This window comes from Rubrimonas cliftonensis, from assembly GCF_900107585.1.
GTDB classification, from domain to species: Bacteria; Pseudomonadota; Alphaproteobacteria; order Rhodobacterales; family Rhodobacteraceae; genus Rubrimonas; species Rubrimonas cliftonensis.
Genome location: NZ_FNQM01000002.1, coordinates 391,801 through 408,411, shown reverse-complemented (window position 1 = coordinate 408,411; position 16,611 = coordinate 391,801). Strand labels below are relative to the sequence as shown.

Sequence of the window (16,611 nt, the reverse complement as noted above, 5' to 3'; positions counted from 1 at the left end):
CAGCACGGCGCGGCGGCCAGCGCGCCGTCGCGACGTCTAGCCCGGCGCCGCCGCTCTGTCCACGCGGGGCGCCAAAGGCGGATCGACTCGACGGGCGGCCCGCGGAGCCGCCCCGGTGCTGGCGCCCGGACCGCTCCCGCGCTCTACCGCAGCCCTTTGCCTGCGGCCGGTCCGCAGGGGCCGGGAGGGGCGCCGGGTCGGGCGCGATCCGCCCCCTGAGCCCCGGAACCGGGGGCTCAGGAAGATGCGCGACCGCCTCAGTCCTCGACCACGGCCTCGTCGTCTCCCGCCATCATCGCGAAGTCCAGCCCGTGGGCGGCGCGCACCTTGTCCTCGATGGCGAGCGCCACCTCGGGATGCTCTCGCAGGAAGGTCTTGGCGTTCTCGCGGCCCTGGCCGATGCGCTGGTCCGCGAAGGAGAACCAGGAGCCAGACTTCTCGACGACGCCAGCCTTCACGCCAAGGTCGATCAACTCGCCCAGTTTCGAGATGCCTTCGCCGTACATGATGTCGAACTCGACCTGCCGGAACGGCGCGGCGACCTTGTTCTTGACCACCTTGACGCGGGTGCTGTTGCCCACGACCTCGTCACGATCCTTGATCGCGCCGATACGGCGGATGTCGAGCCGCACCGAGGCGTAGAACTTCAGCGCGTTGCCGCCGGTCGTGGTCTCTGGGCTGCCGAACATCACGCCGATCTTCATGCGGATCTGGTTGATGAAGATGACCATGCACTTTGAGCGGCTGATCGAGGCGGTGAGCTTGCGCATCGCCTGGCTCATCAGCCTGGCCTGGGCGCCTACCGTGGCGTCGCCCATGTCGCCTTCGAGCTCGGCGCGCGGCGTCAGCGCCGCGACCGAATCGACCACGATCACGGAGACGGCGCCGGAGCGCACCAGCGTGTCGGTGATCTCGAGCGCCTGCTCGCCGGCGTCGGGCTGCGATATCAGCAGATCGTCCACCTTTACGCCGAGCTTGCGCGCATAGACCGGGTCGAGCGCATGCTCGGCGTCGACGAAGGCGCAGATGCCGCCCTTCTTCTGCTCCTCCGCGATCACATGCAGCGCCAGCGTGGTCTTGCCGGAGCTTTCGGGGCCGTAAATCTCGATGATCCGCCCCTTGGGCAGGCCGCCGATGCCGAGCGCGATGTCGAGCCCGAGCGAACCGGTGGAGACCGCCTCGATGTCCATCGCCGGGTCGTTGGCCCCGAGCCGCATGATCGAGCCCTTGCCGAAGGCCCGCTCGATCTGCGCCAGCGCGGAGTCCAGCGCCTTCTGCTTGTCCATGTCGCGCCTTTCGAGAAGGTTCAGCACATCCTGCGTCATCGCGGATTTCCCCTGCCATGGCAACGGCGCGAAAACCGCCCCATTGATCGACCTGCGCCCGTGTTCCCTTGACGTTCTATCAGAACATCCGGCGAACACAACACGATTCTGACGGCTCAAGAGGAGACGCACTCCTTCACCTTCGCGGTGAGTTCGTTCAGGGAGAAGGGCTTGGGCAGGAACATGCACTCGCCCACGCCGTCGATGCTGCGGCGCAGGGAGTCCTCGGCGTAGCCGGAGACGAACACCACCTTCACGTCGGGCCGCATCTTGCGCGCCTCCAACACGCAGGCGGGGCCGTCCATGCCGGGCATGACGACGTCGGAGACGATGACGTCGATGGCGAGGTCGGGGTCGGCGAGGATCTCCAGCGCCTCCTCGCCCGAGGCGGCCTCGACGACCTGATAGCCCCGCAGCTTCAGGGCGCGGGCCGCGAAGGCGCGCACCGGCGTCTCGTCCTCGATCAGCATCACCACGCCGCGGCCGGTCAGGTCGGCCGGCTGCGCGATGGGGGCCACGGCGGGCGCGACCTCGCCCTGAGCGGGGTAGTAGCGCGGCAGGTAGATCGAGAAGGCGGCGCCGCCCTCGACGCGGTTGCGCGCGAAGATGAAGCCGCCGGTCTGCTTGACGATGCCGTAGACGGTCGAGAGGCCGAGGCCGGTTCCCTCGCCGGCGCGCTTCGTCGTGAAGAACGGCTCGAAGATCTGGTCGATCTTGTCGGTGGGGATGCCGGTGCCCTCGTCCACGATCTCGATCAGGACGTAGTCGCCCTTCGGCACGACGGCGCGGCCGTGGCGCTGTTCGGCGTCGATCCGCGCGTTCGACGTGACGATGGAGACCGAGCCGCCGTTGGGCATGGCGTCCCGCGCGTTCACGGCGAGGTTCATGACGACCTGCTCGAACTGCCGCTCGTCCACCTTGACCAGCCCGAGGTTCTCGGCGTGGGTGATGGCGAGGCGCACGCGCTCGCCCAGCAGGCGGTTGAGCAGGTGGCTCGTCTCGGTCAGCGTGTCGACGAGGTTGACCACCGTCGGGCGCAGCGTCTGCTTGCGGCTGAACGCCAGAAGCTGGCGCACGAGGCCGGCGGCGCGATTGGCGTTCTGCCGGACCTGGGTGAGATCGGCGTAGTCAAGATCGCCATGCTCATGGCGCTGGAGCATCAGGTCGGTATGCCCGGCGATCGCGGTGAGCAGGTTGTTGAAGTCGTGCGCCACGCCGCCGGCGAGCTGGCCGACCGCCTGCATCTTCTGGCTCTGCACGAACTGGGCCTCGAGGGTCTTGAGCTCGGTAGCATCCGCCATGACGGCGAAGAGGAACGCGCCGCCGTCGATTTCGGTGCGGGTGAGCGAGACCTGCGCGAAGACCTCGCGCCCGTCCGCCTCGCCGCGCGCGATCTCCGGTCGGCCGCTGCTGTCGCCGCGCTCCGCCTCGGCGATGCGGACCGACATGGGCCGGCCGAGCCCCTCGATCACGTCCGCCAGCGCCACGCCGGGGCGCATCGCTCCGCCGAGCAGCATCCGCGCCGCGGCGTTGGCCGAGAGCACCACGCCGTCGATGCTGAGGCGGGCCACGGCGATGGGCAGCGACTCCAGAACAAGGTCGGCTCCGGAGGAAAGCCGCGCCGGCGCCGCGGCTCGGGCGATCGTCCACAACACGGCGCCGTCGCGCATGGAGCGCGCGCCGACGATGACAGGCCCCTTCGGCCCCGTGGCGACCTCCTCCGCAACGCCCGAAGCGGCCGCGGCGCTCAGCATGCGATAGACGACGGCTGCGGGATCGTCGACATGGCCGCTCAGAAGAGCCGCGACGGGCCCGCGGTCCGGGGCAGGCGCATCATGTCCGCCCGCCGCGGCGTTGGCGGCGATCAGCCAGCCATCGGCGTCGGTGAGGGCGGCGGGCTCCGGCGCCGTGCCGAAGAACGCCTCGAAAGCGCGCGCGGCGCGCCGCGCCGAAGACGCCGGCCCGCGCTGCCGACGGACGGCGACCCAGCACGCCGCCGCGGCGACGCCGACCGCTCCGAGCGCCGCCGAACCTGCCGCGACGCCGCCGCTCTCGACGGCGGCGAACACGGCCAGCGCCGCAGAGACCGTCGCGAACATGGCGAAGGCGATCGCCGGCAGGGCGCGTTGCGCCGACGCGCCGTGGGCGGCGCGGCGGTCGGGCGCGGCCGATGGGGCGGCGGCGACCACCGCGGTGGCGACGTAGTGCTGCGTCATGCCTTCCAAGCGCGCCCTTCGCGGATTGCTGGAGGCAGGTTTGCACGCGCCCGGTGCAAATACAAACATCGCCGACGCCTTCGGGCCCTGCAAGCCGCGGCGTTGACCGAGCCCGCGAGGCGCTCGGCCGGGCGCCGAAGGGAGCGCGCTTCAGAACTGCGCGAGCGCGGCGTAGAAGCCGTCCGCTCCGTCCGCCGGCAGCAGCACGCGTCGTGCGTCGCCCGTGAAGCGTCCGGCGTTCTCCTGCGGCAGAACCGAGCAGGTGGCGTACACCAGCCTTCCCCCTCGCCGCAGGCAGGCCCGCGCCGCCTCGAGCACGTCGGCCTGAAGGGCGCACAGGCGCGCAAGCTTCTCCGGCGTCAGCCGCCATTTCGCCGCCGGGTCGCGGCGCCAGGCTCCGGACCCTGAACATGGCGCATCGACGAACACCAGATCGCAGCGACCGCCAAGGGCCGCCAACCGTTCCGGCGCGACAAGATCGGCGCGCGCGCCCGCGCGGGCGAGACGCGCCGGCAGATCCGCCATGCGTCTCGGCGCGGCGTCATGGGCGATCAGCCTTCCGGGCGCGGCGGGCCCGCCCATGTCGGCGGCGAGCGCAAGGGTCTTGCCGCCGCCGCCCGCGCAGAAATCGAGCACCGCCTCGCCCGGACGCGCCGCGGCGAAGGCGGCGACAGCCTGGCTGGCGGCGTCCTGCAACTCCACGAGCCCGTCGGCGTAGGCCCGCCCCCGCGCCACCGGCGCGCCGGGCGCCGCTCTCAGACAATGCGGCGCGAGTTCGGGGAACGGTCCGGGCGAGGTCTCCACCCCGTCCGCCGAAAGCCTGCGCCGGGCGGCGTCGACATCCGCCCGCAGCGTGTTCACGCGCATGTCGACGGGCGCCCGCGTCCGCATCGCGAGCAGCGAGGCCTCGAACGAGGCGCCGAGCCCCTCGCGCAGCGGCGCGTCCAGCCAGTCGGGATAGTCGAGCCTCACGGGATCGGGCGGGGGCGGGGGCGGCTCGGCCAGCGCCGCGAACTCGTCGGCGGTAAGCGCCGCCGGCGCATGGCCCTGCCCGGTGAACAAAGCGGCCGGGTCGCCGCCCTCCGCCAGCACGGAACCGATCACCGCGGCGCGCGCCGTGTCTGCGCGCAGCGGCCACGCAAGCGACCGGCGCCGGCGCAGGCAGTCGAACACGCGGTCGGCCACCGCAGCGCGGTCCTTCGAGCCGGCGTATCGGTTGGCGCGCCCCCAGGCGGCGAGCACCCGCTCCGCGGGCGCGTCCGACCGCTCCACGGCCTCCAGCGCCTCGATGGCCGCCGCCATCCTGGCGGGGGGCGTCATGCTTCCGGGCGGGGTCTCGGGATCGCGCGCTCGGCGGCGCGGGGTGAAACCGGGCGGCGCCAGGGCGATCGACGCGGGCTCCGCAGGACTGGTCGCAGCATGGAGGTCTCCTGAAGGGCGCTCCCGAAATCGCGGCGGCGTCGCCGACCGTTCAGTTGGAGCCAGTACAGGCAAACACGGAGGCGCGGCTTGCGCAATAGGTCTGCGTTGAAAACCTCCGATCGACGTGGCGGAAGGCGCGCCGGGCGACCGCCGTCGCCGCCGGACCCGGCGCAATCCTGCAGAGCTCGACCCGCCGCGAGGCGCGCGCCCGGACGCCGGACCCGCTGCGAGGACGGGCGGGTGGCCGAGGGAAGGGCGACGGCGCGTCTTGGGCGCAACGGCCGAAGCAGTCGACGGTTCGCGTCCCTGACGGCTGCGCCGCGGCGTCGGCCGGCGCCGCTCCCCTCATCGTCTTGCGTCGTCACGGAGTACGGCCGCGCAACGTGGCTCCCTTTCCCTTCGCCGCGCCTCTAGAAGCTGGAGGCCGGCAGGGCCGCCCGCCAGCGGGCGAGCCGCTCGGCGGCAAGGTCCGCGCCGGGGCCGGGTTCGACCACCTCCGCGGCCGGGGCTGGCGCGCAGACGGCCTGAAGCGCCTCGCCTTCGGCGGCGCAGAGGCCGAGCCGCGCCGCGCCGAGCGCCGCGCCGGCCTCGGCGCCCTGCGGCCGGGCCAGCGTCAGCCCGGTCGCGTCGGCGATCATCCGCAGCCACAGGTCCGAGCGGGCGCCGCCGCCGACGGCGTGCAGCGGCCCGGACGGCGCCCTCGCCGGCCTCCCGGCCACCGCCCCGGCCGCCCCACCGTCCAGCGCCTCGGCGCAGTCGGCGAGGGCGAAGGCGACCCCCTCCATCACCGAGCGCGCCAGCGCCTCGGGCCCGGCGGCGTGGTCCAGCCCGACGAACGCGCCGCGAAGGCCGGCGTCGGCGTGGGGCGTGCGCTCGCCCGAGAGATAGGGCAGGAACAGCGGCGCCGTCGCGGGGTCGGCCTGCGCCGCCATGGCGGCGACCGCCTCGGGCGGGCGGCCCAGCGCGCGCGCGAGCCATGAGAGGCTGTCGGCGGCGGAGAGGATCACCCCCATCTGGTGCCAGAGGCCGGGCCCGGCGTGGCAGAAGGCGTGCACGCCGCGGGCGGGGTTCGGCGCGAAGCCCGCGGTGGCGAGAAACAGCACTCCCGACGTGCCGAGCGAGACGAAGCCCTCTCCCGGGCGCACCGCGCCCACGCCGCAGGCCGACGCCGCGTTGTCGCCGGCGCCCCCGGCGACGACCGGGGCCTGCGCCATGCCCCAGCGCGCCGCGAGGGCGGGGCGGAGGCGCCCCGACACCGCGCTGCCCTCCACCAGACGCGGCGTCGCGGCTTCGTCGAGCCCGCAGGCGGCGAGCAGCGCCGGGCTCCACGTCCGCGCGCCGACGTCCAGCCACAGCGTCCCGGCCGCGTCGGAGGGGTCCGAAACCGCCTCGCCGGTGAGCGCGAGGCGGAGATAGTCCTTCGGCAGCAGCACGCGGGCGATGCGCGCGAAGACCTCGGGCTCATGGGCGCGCACCCAGGCCACCTTCGGCGCGGTGAAGCCGGCCATCACCGCGTTGCCCGCGAGGCCGCGGAAGTCGGCCGCCGCCTCCAGTTCGGCGCAGTGCGCCTCGGCGCGGCCGTCGTTCCAGAGCATGCACGGCCGCAGGGGGCGGTCGTCCGCGCCCAGCAGCGTCGCGCCGTGCATCTGGCCGGAGAGGCCGACGCCCCGCACCGCCGCCATCGCCGCGGGCGCCCGGGCGGCCAGCGCATCCAGCGCCGCCATGCACGCCGCGATCCACGCGTCGGGCGCCTGCTCCGACCAGCCCGGCCGCGGACGCTGAACCGTGAGCGCCGCGCTCTCCTGCGCCAAGGCGGCGCCCGCCTCGTCGACGAGCAGCGCCTTCAGCGCCGAGGTGCCCAGATCGATCCCCAGATAGGTCGCCATCGCGTCAGCCCTCCCGTCAGCCCTCCAGTCGTCTCGCGGCGCGTTCGTCGCCCGGACGACCCGCTTGCGCCAACCCGCGGCGCGGCCGCGATCGTGCGCAGCGACCGCCTTAAAACTGGGCTGATGCCGAGAACATGGTTAAATTATTCTCGCGCCGCAGGAGTTTGATGGTTAGGTTTTGTTTTCATGACAATTGGAGGGGGTGTATCGTGACAGTTCTCATTGTCGGGCTGGACGGCTCGCCGGGAGGCGAGAAGGCCGTGGAGCATGCCCGCAGGATGGTCGGCGCCGGGGGGGCGCTCAAGCTCGTCTATGTGATCGAGTGGTCGCCGTTCAGCTTCCAGACACCGGAGGAGAACGCGGCGCGCCACAAGCGCCGCGAGGAGGAGATCGCCATCGCCCATGAGCGCGTGATCGACCCCGCCCTCGCCTCGCTCAGGAGCCACGGCGTCTCCGCCGAAGGGACGGTGCGCCATGGCGACGCCGCCGACATCCTCGACGAGGAGGCCCGTAAGGCCGGGGCCGTCGGCGTGGTGATCGCACGCACCTCCGCGAGCGGGCTCAAGAGCCGCATCTTCGGGTCGGTCGCCGCCAATCTGGTGATGCACGCCAGCGTGCCCGTCACCGTCGTTCCCGTCTCCGAGAAGTGAGGGCCGCGCGCATGAAAGCCTTGTATCCCGCCGCCCTGGCGGCCGTCGCCGCCGCGCCGGCCGCGGCGCAGGACGCCGCCGACGCCGCGATGACCGTCGACCAGCAGGTGAACGCAGCCTTCGCGGCGGCCACCGGGCCCTTCGTCAGCTTCATCTTCGCGCCGCTGCCAGGCACGGCGTTTCCGTGGATCGTGCTGTGGCTCGTGGTCGCCGCGACGATCTTCACGCTCTATTACGGCTTCATCCAGTTCCGCGCCTTCGGCCACGCCATCGCGCTGGTGCGCGGCGACTACTCCGACCCCAACGACGCCGGCGAGGTCAGCCACTTCCAGGCCCTGACGGCGGCGCTCTCGGGCACGGTCGGTCTCGGCAACATCGCGGGCGTCGCCGTGGCCGTCAGCATCGGCGGCCCCGGCGCGACGTTCTGGATGATCCTCGCCGGGCTGATGGGCATGGCGTCGAAATTCGTCGAGTGCACGCTCGGCGTGAAGTATCGCAACGAATACGCTGACGGCACAGTTTCCGGCGGGCCGATGTACTATCTTTCGAAAGCCCTTCCCGAACGGGGCTACGCGGCGCTCGGCAAGCCGCTTGCCGTGCTGTTCGCAATCTTCTGCATCGGCGGCGCGCTCGGCGGCGGGAACATGTTCCAGGCCAACCAGGCGCATGCGCAGCTGGTGAACATCACCGGCGGCGACGCCTCGTTCCTGAATGGCGCGGGCTGGATCACCGGGCTCGTGATGGCGGCGGTGGTGTTCGCGGTGATCATCGGCGGGATCAAGTCCATCGCCAACGTCACCGAGAAGATCGTGCCGTTCATGGCCGCGATCTACTGCGGCGCGGCGCTGATCATCATCATCATCAACTACGACCAGATCGGCGCGGCCTTCGGCGCCATCTTCGACGGGGCGTTCACCGGGGCCGGCGCGACCGGCGGCGTCGTCGGCGCGCTGATCCAGGGGTTCCGCCGGGCGGCGTTCTCCAACGAGGCCGGCGTCGGCTCCGCGGCCATCGCGCACTCCGCCGTGCGCACCAAGGAGCCGATCACCGAGGGCTTCGTCTCCCTGCTGGAGCCGTTCATCGACACGGTCGTGATCTGCACCATGACCGCGCTCGTCATCGTCATCACCGGCATGTATCTCGACCAGACCGGCCTCGGCGGCGTCGAGCTGACATCGGCGGCCTTCGGCAGCGCGATCTCGTGGTTCCCCTACGTCCTTGCCATCGCGGTGGTGCTGTTCGCCTTCTCGACGATGATCACCTGGAGCTACTACGGCGTGAAGGCGTGGACCTATCTGTTCGGAGAGGGCTACACGAGCGAGCTGATCTTCAAGCTCATCTTCTGCTTCTTCGTTGTCGTTGGGGCTTCGGCGCAGCTTGGCGCGGTGATCGACTTCTCGGATGCGATGATCTTCGCGATGGCGGTGGTCAACATATTCGGCATCTATTTCCTTATGCCGATCGTGCGCGACGAACTCGACAGCTATCTCAGCCGGCTGAAGGGCGGGCAGATCCGCAAGTTCAACTGATCCCGCCGCCATCGGCACAACTGGCGGCTTGATTTTCGCGACGCCCCGGAGACCATCCGGGGCGTCGTCTCGTTCAGGGAGCCCGCCATGCGCCGCGCCTGCCTCATCGCCGCCGCCCTCGCCGCCTTCTCCGGCGCCGCGCGGGCGGAGTTCACACTGCACATTCTCCACATCAATGACCTGCACAGCCGCATCGAGCCGATCACGAAATTCGGCTCGACCTGCGACGCGGAGACCGACGCCAAGGGCGACTGCTTCGGCGGCGTCGCGCGGGTCGCGGCCAAGATCGCCGAGCTGCGCGCCGCGCTCGCCGGCCAGCCCGTGCTGATGCTCGACGCTGGCGACCAGTTCCAGGGCTCGCTCTTCTACACGACCTACAAGGGCGCGGCGGAGGCCGAGTTCATGGCGACCATCGGCTTCGACGCCATGGCGCTCGGCAACCACGAGTTCGACGACGGGCCGGCGGGTCTGGCCGCGTTCCTCGACCGGGTGAGCTTCCCCGTCGTCTCCGGCAACATCGACGTCTCGGCCGAGCCGGGGCTGGCGGGGCGCGTCGCGCCTTACGTCCTGCTGGAGGTCGGCGGCGAGACCGTCGCCATCGTCTCCGCCGTCGCCGCCGATACGCCCGAGACCTCCTCGCCCGGCCCCAGGATCCCGTTCCGCGACGAGGTGGCGGCGCTGACCGAGACGGTCGAGCGGCTGCGCGCCGAGGGCCGTGACAAGATCATCGCGCTCACCCATGTCGGCCTGCGCAAGGACATGGAGATCGCCGCGCAGGTTCCGGGGATCGACGCCATCGTGGGCGGGCACTCGCACACGCTGCTCTCCAACACCGTCGATGGGGCGGAACCCTACCCCGTGACGGTGTCGGGCGAGGACGGTCGCGCCGTGCCGATCGTGCAGGCCGAGGCCTACTCCAAATATGTCGGCCACCTCACCCTCGTCTTCGACGACGCCGGAGACGTGACGTCGGCGACCGGAGACACCATCGTCCTCGACGCCTCGGTGACGCCCGATCCCGCCATCGCAGCGCGGGTGGCGGCGATGCGCGAACCCATCGAGGCGCTGATGAGCGAGGTCGTCGCGGAGACGACCGCGCCCGTCGACGGCGACCGCGGCTCCTGCCGCGCCGGCGTCTGCGAGATGGGCGTGCTGGTCGCGGAGGCGATGCTGGACCGGGTGCGCGGCCAGGGCGTGCAGATCGCGATCCAGAACGGCGGCGGCCTCCGCGCCTCCATCGACGCCGGGGAGGTCACGATGGGCGAAGTGCTCACGGTGCTGCCGTTCCAGAACACGCTGGCGACCTTCCGCATTCGCGGCGACCACATCCTTGCGGCGCTGGAGAACGGCCTGAGCCAGGTCGAGGACGGCGCCGGGCGGTTCCCGCAGGTGGCGGGCATGACCTATGTCTGGAACCCGCAGGCGGCGCCCGGTTCGCGCGTCGTCTCGGCCAGCGTGCTGACGCCGGAGGGCCCGCAGCCGCTCGACCCGCAGGAGACCTACGGCGTCGTCTCCAACGACTACATGCGCCGCGGCGGCGACGGCTACGCCATGTTCCGCGACGCCGCCATCGACCCCTACGATTTCGGGCCGGGGCTGGAGCTGGTGCTGGCGGACTATCTCGCCGCCAACAGCCCCTACGCGCCGACGACCGACGGCCGCATCGCGACGGCCGAGTGAGGCCCCGAGCGGCGCCCCCAACGACGCCGCGCGCGCCGGGCGGCTCAGTCGCGCCCGGCGACGACCTTGATGAGCTTGGCCTCCAGCACCCGCAGCACCGACGCCAGGTCGCGCCCGCGCTTGAGGATGTGCCCGTCCATGGCGATCACCGCATAGGCCCCCTGCCGCTGGGCGAGCCGGGGGCGCTTCTCGACGCGGTAGATCGGGTGCTCGGCGGTGCGGCGGAAGATCGAGAACACGGCGGCGTCCCGCGTGGCGTCGATGGCGTAGTCGCGCCACTCGCCGGCGGCGACCATCCGGCCGTATACGGAGAGGATCGCCGACAGTTCGCGCCGGTCGAAGGACACGGCGTCGACGTGCGGCGCGGGGAAGCTGTGGAACTCCATGCGTCCACCATGGGCGTCGGACCGGCGGGCCGCAAGGGCCGCGAGGCGCGATGAGCGAGGCGCTGACCGCGGCGCGCGCGGCGCGGCTGCGCGCCTTCATCGCCGGGGCGACGGCGACGCGCGCGCCGCCGCTGACGCCGGAACTGCTCATGCGCGTCGCCGACGAGATCACGCCGATCTGGGGCATGACGGAGGCGGCGCTGGAGGCGGAGGGCCTCGCGCCCCCGTTCTGGGCCTTTCCCTGGGCCGGCGGGCAGGCGCTCGCCCGCACGGTGCTCGACGCGCCGGCGCGGGTGGCCGGCAGGCGCGTGCTCGCCTTCGCCTGCGGCGGCGGGCTGGAGGCCTGCGCGGCGGCGCGCGCCGGCGCGGCGGAGGTGGTCGCCAACGACCTCGACCCCGCCGCGCTGGAGGCCTGCGCGATGAACGCCGCGCTGAACGGCGCGCGCGTCTCGGCGCTGCACGGCGATCTGACGCAGGCGCCGGCGCGCGGGTTCGACGTGATCCTCGCCGCCGACGTGTTCTACGAGCGCGCCGCGTCGCTGCGCATCCTCGACTGGCTGCGCGACGCGGCGGCGGCCGGGGCGGAGGTGCTGCTGGCGGACGCGGCGCGCGGCTTCCTGCCGACGGCGGGGCTGGAGCGCGTCGCCGCCCATGTCGTGCCGACGCCGCCCGCGCTGGAAGATCGCGCCGCGCGCTGCGCGACAGTCTGGCGCATCCCGCGCGATTGACTTAAGCGGAGGCTCGCAGCCCTGCAAAGCCTTCCGGAGCCCGCGCCCCATGCCCCGCGACTTCCACCTCCCCGGCCGTTCCACCGCCTACGCCGAGAACGGCATGTGCGCGACCTCGCATCCGCTCGCCTCGGGCATCGCCGTCGATGTGCTGAAGCGCGGCGGCAACGCGGTGGACGCCGCCATCGCCGCGGCCGTGACGCTGGGCCTGTGCGAGCCGCAGATGACCGGCATAGGCGGCGACTGCTTCGCCATCGTCAAGCCCGCGGGCGAGGACAGGCTGATCGGCCTCAACGCCTCGGGCCGCGCGCCGAAGGCGATGACCGCGCAGACCGTGCGCGCGCAGGGTTTCGAGAGCATTCCCGTCCGCTCCGCGCTCGCCGTGACCGTGCCCGGCGCCATCGCCGGCTTCGCGCAGCTCTCGGCGGACCACGGGCGCTGGAGCCTCGCCGACACGCTCGCGCCCGCCATCGCCTACGCCGAGGCCGGCGTGCCGGTGGCGCCGCGCGTGGCGCTGGACTGGGCGCGCTCGACCGAGGGCCTCTCCGGCGCCGCGCGCGACTTCTACCTGATCGGCGGCGCCGCGCCGCGCGCCGGCGACATGTTCCGCGCGCCGGGTCAGGCGGAGGTGCTGCGCCGCATCGCGAAGGACGGCGCCAAGGGCTTCTACGAGGGCGAGGTCGCCGAGGACATGGTCGCGAGCCTGCGCGCGCTCGGCGGCCTGCATGAGGCCGAGGACTTCGCCAGCGCAAGCGCCGACTATGTCGAGCCGGTCTCGGCGGATTATCGCGGCGTGGAGCTGGTCGAGCTGCCGCCCAACGGCCACGGCGTCACGGCGCTGCTGATGGCGAAGCTGCTGGAGGGCTTCGACATCGCCGCGCTCGACCCTTTCGGCGCGCAGCGGGCGCATCTGGAGGCGGAGGCCGCCCGCATCGCCTATGACGCCCGCAACCGCTTCGTCGCCGACGCCGACCACATGCCGGACGGTCTGGAGCCGATGCTCGGCGACGCCAAGATTGCGGCGCTGGCGGCGCTCATCGACCCCGACCGGGCGATGCCGGACGTGCGCGCCGCGACCGGCGCTGTCCACAAGGACACGATCTACATCACCGTCGTCGACCGCGACCGCATGGCGGTGTCGCTGATCTACTCGATCTTCCACGATTTCGGCTCGGGCCTCGCCTCCTCGAAGTTCGGGATCAACTTCCAGAACCGCGGCGCCGGCTTCACGCTGGAGGCCGGCCACCCCAACGAGCTGGCGCCCGGCAAGCGGCCTCTGCACACGATCATACCCGCGATGCTCAGGCGCGGGGGGCGCGTCGCGATGCCGTTCGGCGTGATGGGCGGCCAGTACCAGCCGACCGGCCATGTCCGCATCCTCACCAACATGGTCGATTTCGGGATGGACCCGCAGGAGGCCATCGACGGCCCGCGCAGCTTCCACGAGGACGGCGCGCTGATGCTGGAGAACGGCTACGGCGAGGCCGCGGCGACCGCCCTGCGCGACATGGGCCATGACGTGCGCCGCCGCGAGGGCGCGCTCGGCGGCGCGCAGGCGATCGAGATCGACCACGAGCGGGGCGTGCTGATCGGCGGCTCCGACCCGCGCAAGGACGGCGTGGCGCTCGGCTACTGATCTGGCGGCGGGGTTTTTCGCTGCGCTGCGACAGGCGGAAATTGACGCGGGGCCGCGTCGGTTTATGGTGGCGACCCCCGAACTTGCGCAGGGCTCCTCTGCGCGCCGAGAAAGTGGTGCGACCATGAAGATCAGCGTCGAGCGCGCCGCGCTCCTCAAGGCGACCAGCCGCGCGCAGGGCGTCGTCGAACGGCGCACCACCATCCCGATTCTCGCCAACGTCCTGATCGAGGCCGAGGGCGCCGAGGTGCGGCTGCGCGCCACGGACCTCGACATCGAGATCGCCGAGACCGCGCCGGCGATGGTGGAGCGCGCCGGTGCCGCCACGGCGCCCGCGCACACCCTGCACGACATCGTGCGCAAGCTGCCCGACGGCGCGATGGTGACGCTGAGCTACGACGGGACGGCCGGGCGGCTCGACGTCTCCGCCGGCCGCTCGCGCTTCACGCTCCCGACCCTGCCGCGGGAGGATTTTCCGGTGATGGCGGACAGCAGCTACGACGCCAGCTACGCCCTGCCCGCGGCGACGCTGCGCCGGCTGTTCGACAAGACCGCCTTCGCGATCTCGACCGAGGAGACGCGCTACTACCTGAACGGCGTCTATCTCCATACGCCCGCCGCCGCCAACGGCGCCGAGCCGCGGCTGCGCGCCGTGGCGACCGACGGCCACCGCCTCGCCTGCGTCGACGCCGCCGCCCCCGAAGGCGCCGTCGGCGCGCCCGACGTCATCGTGCCGCGCAAGACCGTGGGCGAGCTGCGCCGGATGCTGGAGGTCGGCGAGGCGGAGGTGCAGGTCTCGGTCTCGCCCACCAAGATCCGATTCGCCGTGGGCGACCTCGTGCTCACCTCCAAGGTGATCGACGGCGCGTTCCCCGACTACACGCGCGTCATCCCGCAGAACAACCCCAACGAGATGCGGGTCGATCCCGGCGTGTTCAAGAAGGCGGTGGACCGCGTCGCCACCGTCTCGGCGGAGCGGTCTCGCGCCGTCAAGCTCGCGCTGACCGAGGACCGGCTGGTGCTGACGGTGACGAGCCCCGACAGCGGCTCGGCGACCGACGAGGTCGAGGTCGCCTACCCCGCCGAGCCGCTGGAGATCGGCTTCAACGCCAAGTATCTGCTGGAGATCGCCGACCAGATCGACGCCGAGGACGCGGTGTTCTGCTTCGCCGACAGCGGCGCGCCGACGCTGGTGCGCGAGGGCGAGGACCACAGCGCCATCTACGTCGTGATGCCCATGCGGGTGTGAGCGAGCCGCTCCCCCCGAACGGCCGCGCAACGCTTTTCGTCTCGCGGCTCGCGGTCTCGCAGTTCCGCAGCCATGCGCAGACGCGACTGGCGCTCGACGGTCGGCCGGTGGCGCTGCACGGGCCGAACGGGTCGGGCAAGACCAACCTGCTGGAGGCGGTCTCGCTGCTCTCGCCGGGCCGCGGCCTGCGCCGCGCGAAGGCGGAGGAGCTGGCCCGATCCGGCGTCGGCGCGGGCTGGCGGGTGCGCGCGGAGGTTGCGACGCCCCGGGGCGCGCGCGCCGTCGCTCTGACCGGAGAGCCCGAGGGCCGGCGCCGCGTCGAGATCGACGACAAGGCCGAGACGCAGACGGCGCTGGGGGAAGTCGCGCCGATGCTGTGGCTGACCCCGGCGATGGACCGCCTCTGGATCGAGGGGCCCGAGGGCCGGCGGCGCTGGCTCGACCGCGCCGCGCTGAGCTTCTTCCCCGGCCACGCCGAGGCCTCGCTCGCCTATGAGCGCGCCATGCGCGAGCGCAACCGCCTGCTGCGCGACGGCCCGAACGATCCGCGCTGGCTCGACGCGCTGGAGGCGCGGATGGCGGAGCACGGTCTGGCGGTCGCCCGAGCGCGCGACGCCGCGGCCGCGCGGCTGCGGGGCGCCTTCGAGAACGCCAAGACATTGTTCCCTCTGGCCGAAATCGCTATTGTCGGCGGCATGGGATCTGGCTTGGAGAAGGGCGCGCGGGCCGCGCCGGGCGATGGGGCGCAAGCCTCTGGCGCCATGGATGATTTCCGCGCGGCGCTCGCCCGTTCGCGACGCGAGGACGCCGCCGCCGGCCGCGCGCTGACCGGCCCGCACCGGGCCGACCTCTCCGCGGTGTTCGCGCCGAAGGGCGTGGACGCGCGGCTGTGCTCGACCGGCGAGCAGAAGGCGCTGCTCATCTCGCTGACGCTGGCCAATGCGCGCGCGCTCGCGGCGGACGCGACCGCCGGCGCCGCGCCGATCCTGCTGCTCGACGAGGTGGCCGCCCATCTCGACCCCGACCGCCGCGCCGCGCTCTACGACGAGATCGACGCGCTTGGCGCGCAGGCTTGGATGACAGCGGCGGAGCCCGGTCTTTTCGACGCGCTGGGCGGGCGGGCGCAGCGCTTCGCCATGTCGGACGGGCCGGACGGCTCCGTGCTGGAGCCCTGCGATGCCTGACGCCGCCCCCGCCCGCCTCGGCCGCCGCTTCCCGGCGCATGCCGGTCTGTCGGTCGCCGCCGCATGACCGTGACGCTCGCGCAGCTCGGACTGTTCGCCGCAGCCTTCGCCCTGGCCATCGCCTCGCCCGGGCCGGTGGCCGCCGCGATCGTGGCGCGCTCGGTCGCGTTCGGCTTCCTTCCCGGCGCGGCGATGGCGGTGGGCGCGGTGCTCGGCGACGTCGCCTTCGCCTTGGCGGCGATCTTCGGGTTGGCGGCGCTGTCGGTCTGGTTCGAGACCGGCGTTATCATCATCAAGTATCTGGGCGCGGCGTGGCTGATCTGGCTGGGATGGCGGCTGCTCACCGCGCCGGCGGCCGCGCCGGACCGGCTCGGGCGCCCCAGCCGCGGCGACCTCGCCCGCGCCTTCACCCAGGGCGCGGTGGTCAATCTCGGCAACCCCAAGGCGATGCTGTTCTACCTCGCCATCTTTCCCGGCTTCTTCGACGCCGCGCGGCTGACGACGGCCGACGCGGCGGCGATCCTCGCCGTGATCGTCTCGATCTGCGTCGGCGGCGGCCTGGTCTGGGCGGCGCTCGCCGCGCGGGCCGGCCGCGCCGTCACCTCCGCCGGCGCCGCCGCGCGGATCAACAAGCTCTCCGGGGGCGTCCTGGGCGCCGCCGGCGTCGCCATAGCCGCCAGCTGAGCGGCCCGCGCGGCCAGAAACCGAAGGACGGACGCC

General features: G+C 72.7%; 13 protein-coding genes. 8 read left to right on the top strand and 5 right to left on the bottom strand.

Translation table 11 applies throughout. The features are described from left to right. Positions 1-257: 257 nt before the first annotated feature. The 4 genes from recA to xylB all read right to left on the bottom strand — a co-directional run bounded on the left by recA (position 258) and on the right by xylB (position 6,849). Entirely contained in the window at positions 258-1,325 is a 1,068-nt protein-coding gene (recA, locus tag BLW43_RS04570; RefSeq protein WP_093249246.1) for a recombinase RecA, read from the bottom strand. Between the two features lie 116 nt (positions 1,326-1,441). Beyond that, the gene (locus BLW43_RS04565) at positions 1,442-3,541 is read right to left on the bottom strand and encodes an ATP-binding protein (protein ID WP_245730933.1); all 2,100 of its coding nucleotides are present in this window, start codon (positions 3,539-3,541) and stop codon (positions 1,442-1,444) included. Positions 3,542-3,691: 150 nt separating this feature from the next. Then, complete coding sequence (locus BLW43_RS04560; RefSeq protein WP_093249244.1) at positions 3,692-4,861, bottom strand: RsmB/NOP family class I SAM-dependent RNA methyltransferase; 1,170 nt, start codon at positions 4,859-4,861, stop codon at positions 3,692-3,694. A gap of 512 nt (positions 4,862-5,373) precedes the next feature. Then, the gene (gene xylB / locus BLW43_RS04555) at positions 5,374-6,849 is read right to left on the bottom strand and encodes a xylulokinase (RefSeq protein ID WP_093249241.1); all 1,476 of its coding nucleotides are present in this window, start codon (positions 6,847-6,849) and stop codon (positions 5,374-5,376) included. A gap of 206 nt (positions 6,850-7,055) precedes the next feature. Between xylB and BLW43_RS04550 the strand changes: the two genes are divergently transcribed. The 3 genes from BLW43_RS04550 to BLW43_RS04540 all read left to right on the top strand — a co-directional run bounded on the left by BLW43_RS04550 (position 7,056) and on the right by BLW43_RS04540 (position 10,708). Then, positions 7,056-7,499, top strand: a complete 444-nt coding sequence (locus BLW43_RS04550) for a universal stress protein (protein ID WP_175478770.1) — start codon at positions 7,056-7,058, stop codon at positions 7,497-7,499. Positions 7,500-7,510: 11 nt separating this feature from the next. Beyond that, the gene (locus BLW43_RS04545; protein WP_093249236.1) at positions 7,511-9,028 is read left to right on the top strand and encodes an alanine/glycine:cation symporter family protein; all 1,518 of its coding nucleotides are present in this window, start codon (positions 7,511-7,513) and stop codon (positions 9,026-9,028) included. An 87-nt stretch (positions 9,029-9,115) separates the two neighbouring features. Further along, positions 9,116-10,708 carry a bifunctional metallophosphatase/5'-nucleotidase gene (locus BLW43_RS04540; protein WP_093249233.1) on the top strand — a complete coding sequence of 531 codons (1,593 nt, stop codon included), beginning with the start codon at positions 9,116-9,118 and terminating at the stop codon, positions 10,706-10,708. Between the two features lie 44 nt (positions 10,709-10,752). On the opposite strand, the gene BLW43_RS04535 is transcribed toward BLW43_RS04540, so the two are convergent. After that, positions 10,753-11,094, bottom strand: a complete 342-nt coding sequence (locus BLW43_RS04535) for a DUF2794 domain-containing protein (RefSeq protein ID WP_093249231.1) — start codon at positions 11,092-11,094, stop codon at positions 10,753-10,755. Positions 11,095-11,144: 50 nt separating this feature from the next. Between BLW43_RS04535 and BLW43_RS04530 the strand changes: the two genes are divergently transcribed. The 5 genes from BLW43_RS04530 to BLW43_RS04510 all read left to right on the top strand — a co-directional run bounded on the left by BLW43_RS04530 (position 11,145) and on the right by BLW43_RS04510 (position 16,575). Continuing rightward, complete coding sequence (locus tag BLW43_RS04530; RefSeq protein WP_093249228.1) at positions 11,145-11,822, top strand: class I SAM-dependent methyltransferase; 678 nt, start codon at positions 11,145-11,147, stop codon at positions 11,820-11,822. A gap of 49 nt (positions 11,823-11,871) precedes the next feature. After that, entirely contained in the window at positions 11,872-13,458 is a 1,587-nt protein-coding gene (locus tag BLW43_RS04525; RefSeq protein WP_093249225.1) for a gamma-glutamyltransferase family protein, read from the top strand. Between the two features lie 124 nt (positions 13,459-13,582). Further along, positions 13,583-14,707: a DNA polymerase III subunit beta gene (gene dnaN, locus BLW43_RS04520; RefSeq protein WP_093249222.1), complete on the top strand. Its 1,125-nt coding sequence runs from the start codon at positions 13,583-13,585 to the stop codon at positions 14,705-14,707. Continuing rightward, positions 14,704-15,891, top strand: a complete 1,188-nt coding sequence (recF, locus tag BLW43_RS04515; protein ID WP_093249219.1) for a DNA replication/repair protein RecF — start codon at positions 14,704-14,706, stop codon at positions 15,889-15,891. Before dnaN ends, recF begins: the two co-directional genes overlap by 4 nt. Before the next feature lie 63 nt (positions 15,892-15,954). Next, positions 15,955-16,575: a LysE family translocator gene (locus BLW43_RS04510; protein ID WP_093249217.1), complete on the top strand. Its 621-nt coding sequence runs from the start codon at positions 15,955-15,957 to the stop codon at positions 16,573-16,575. The last annotated feature ends 36 nt before the right edge of the window (positions 16,576-16,611 follow it).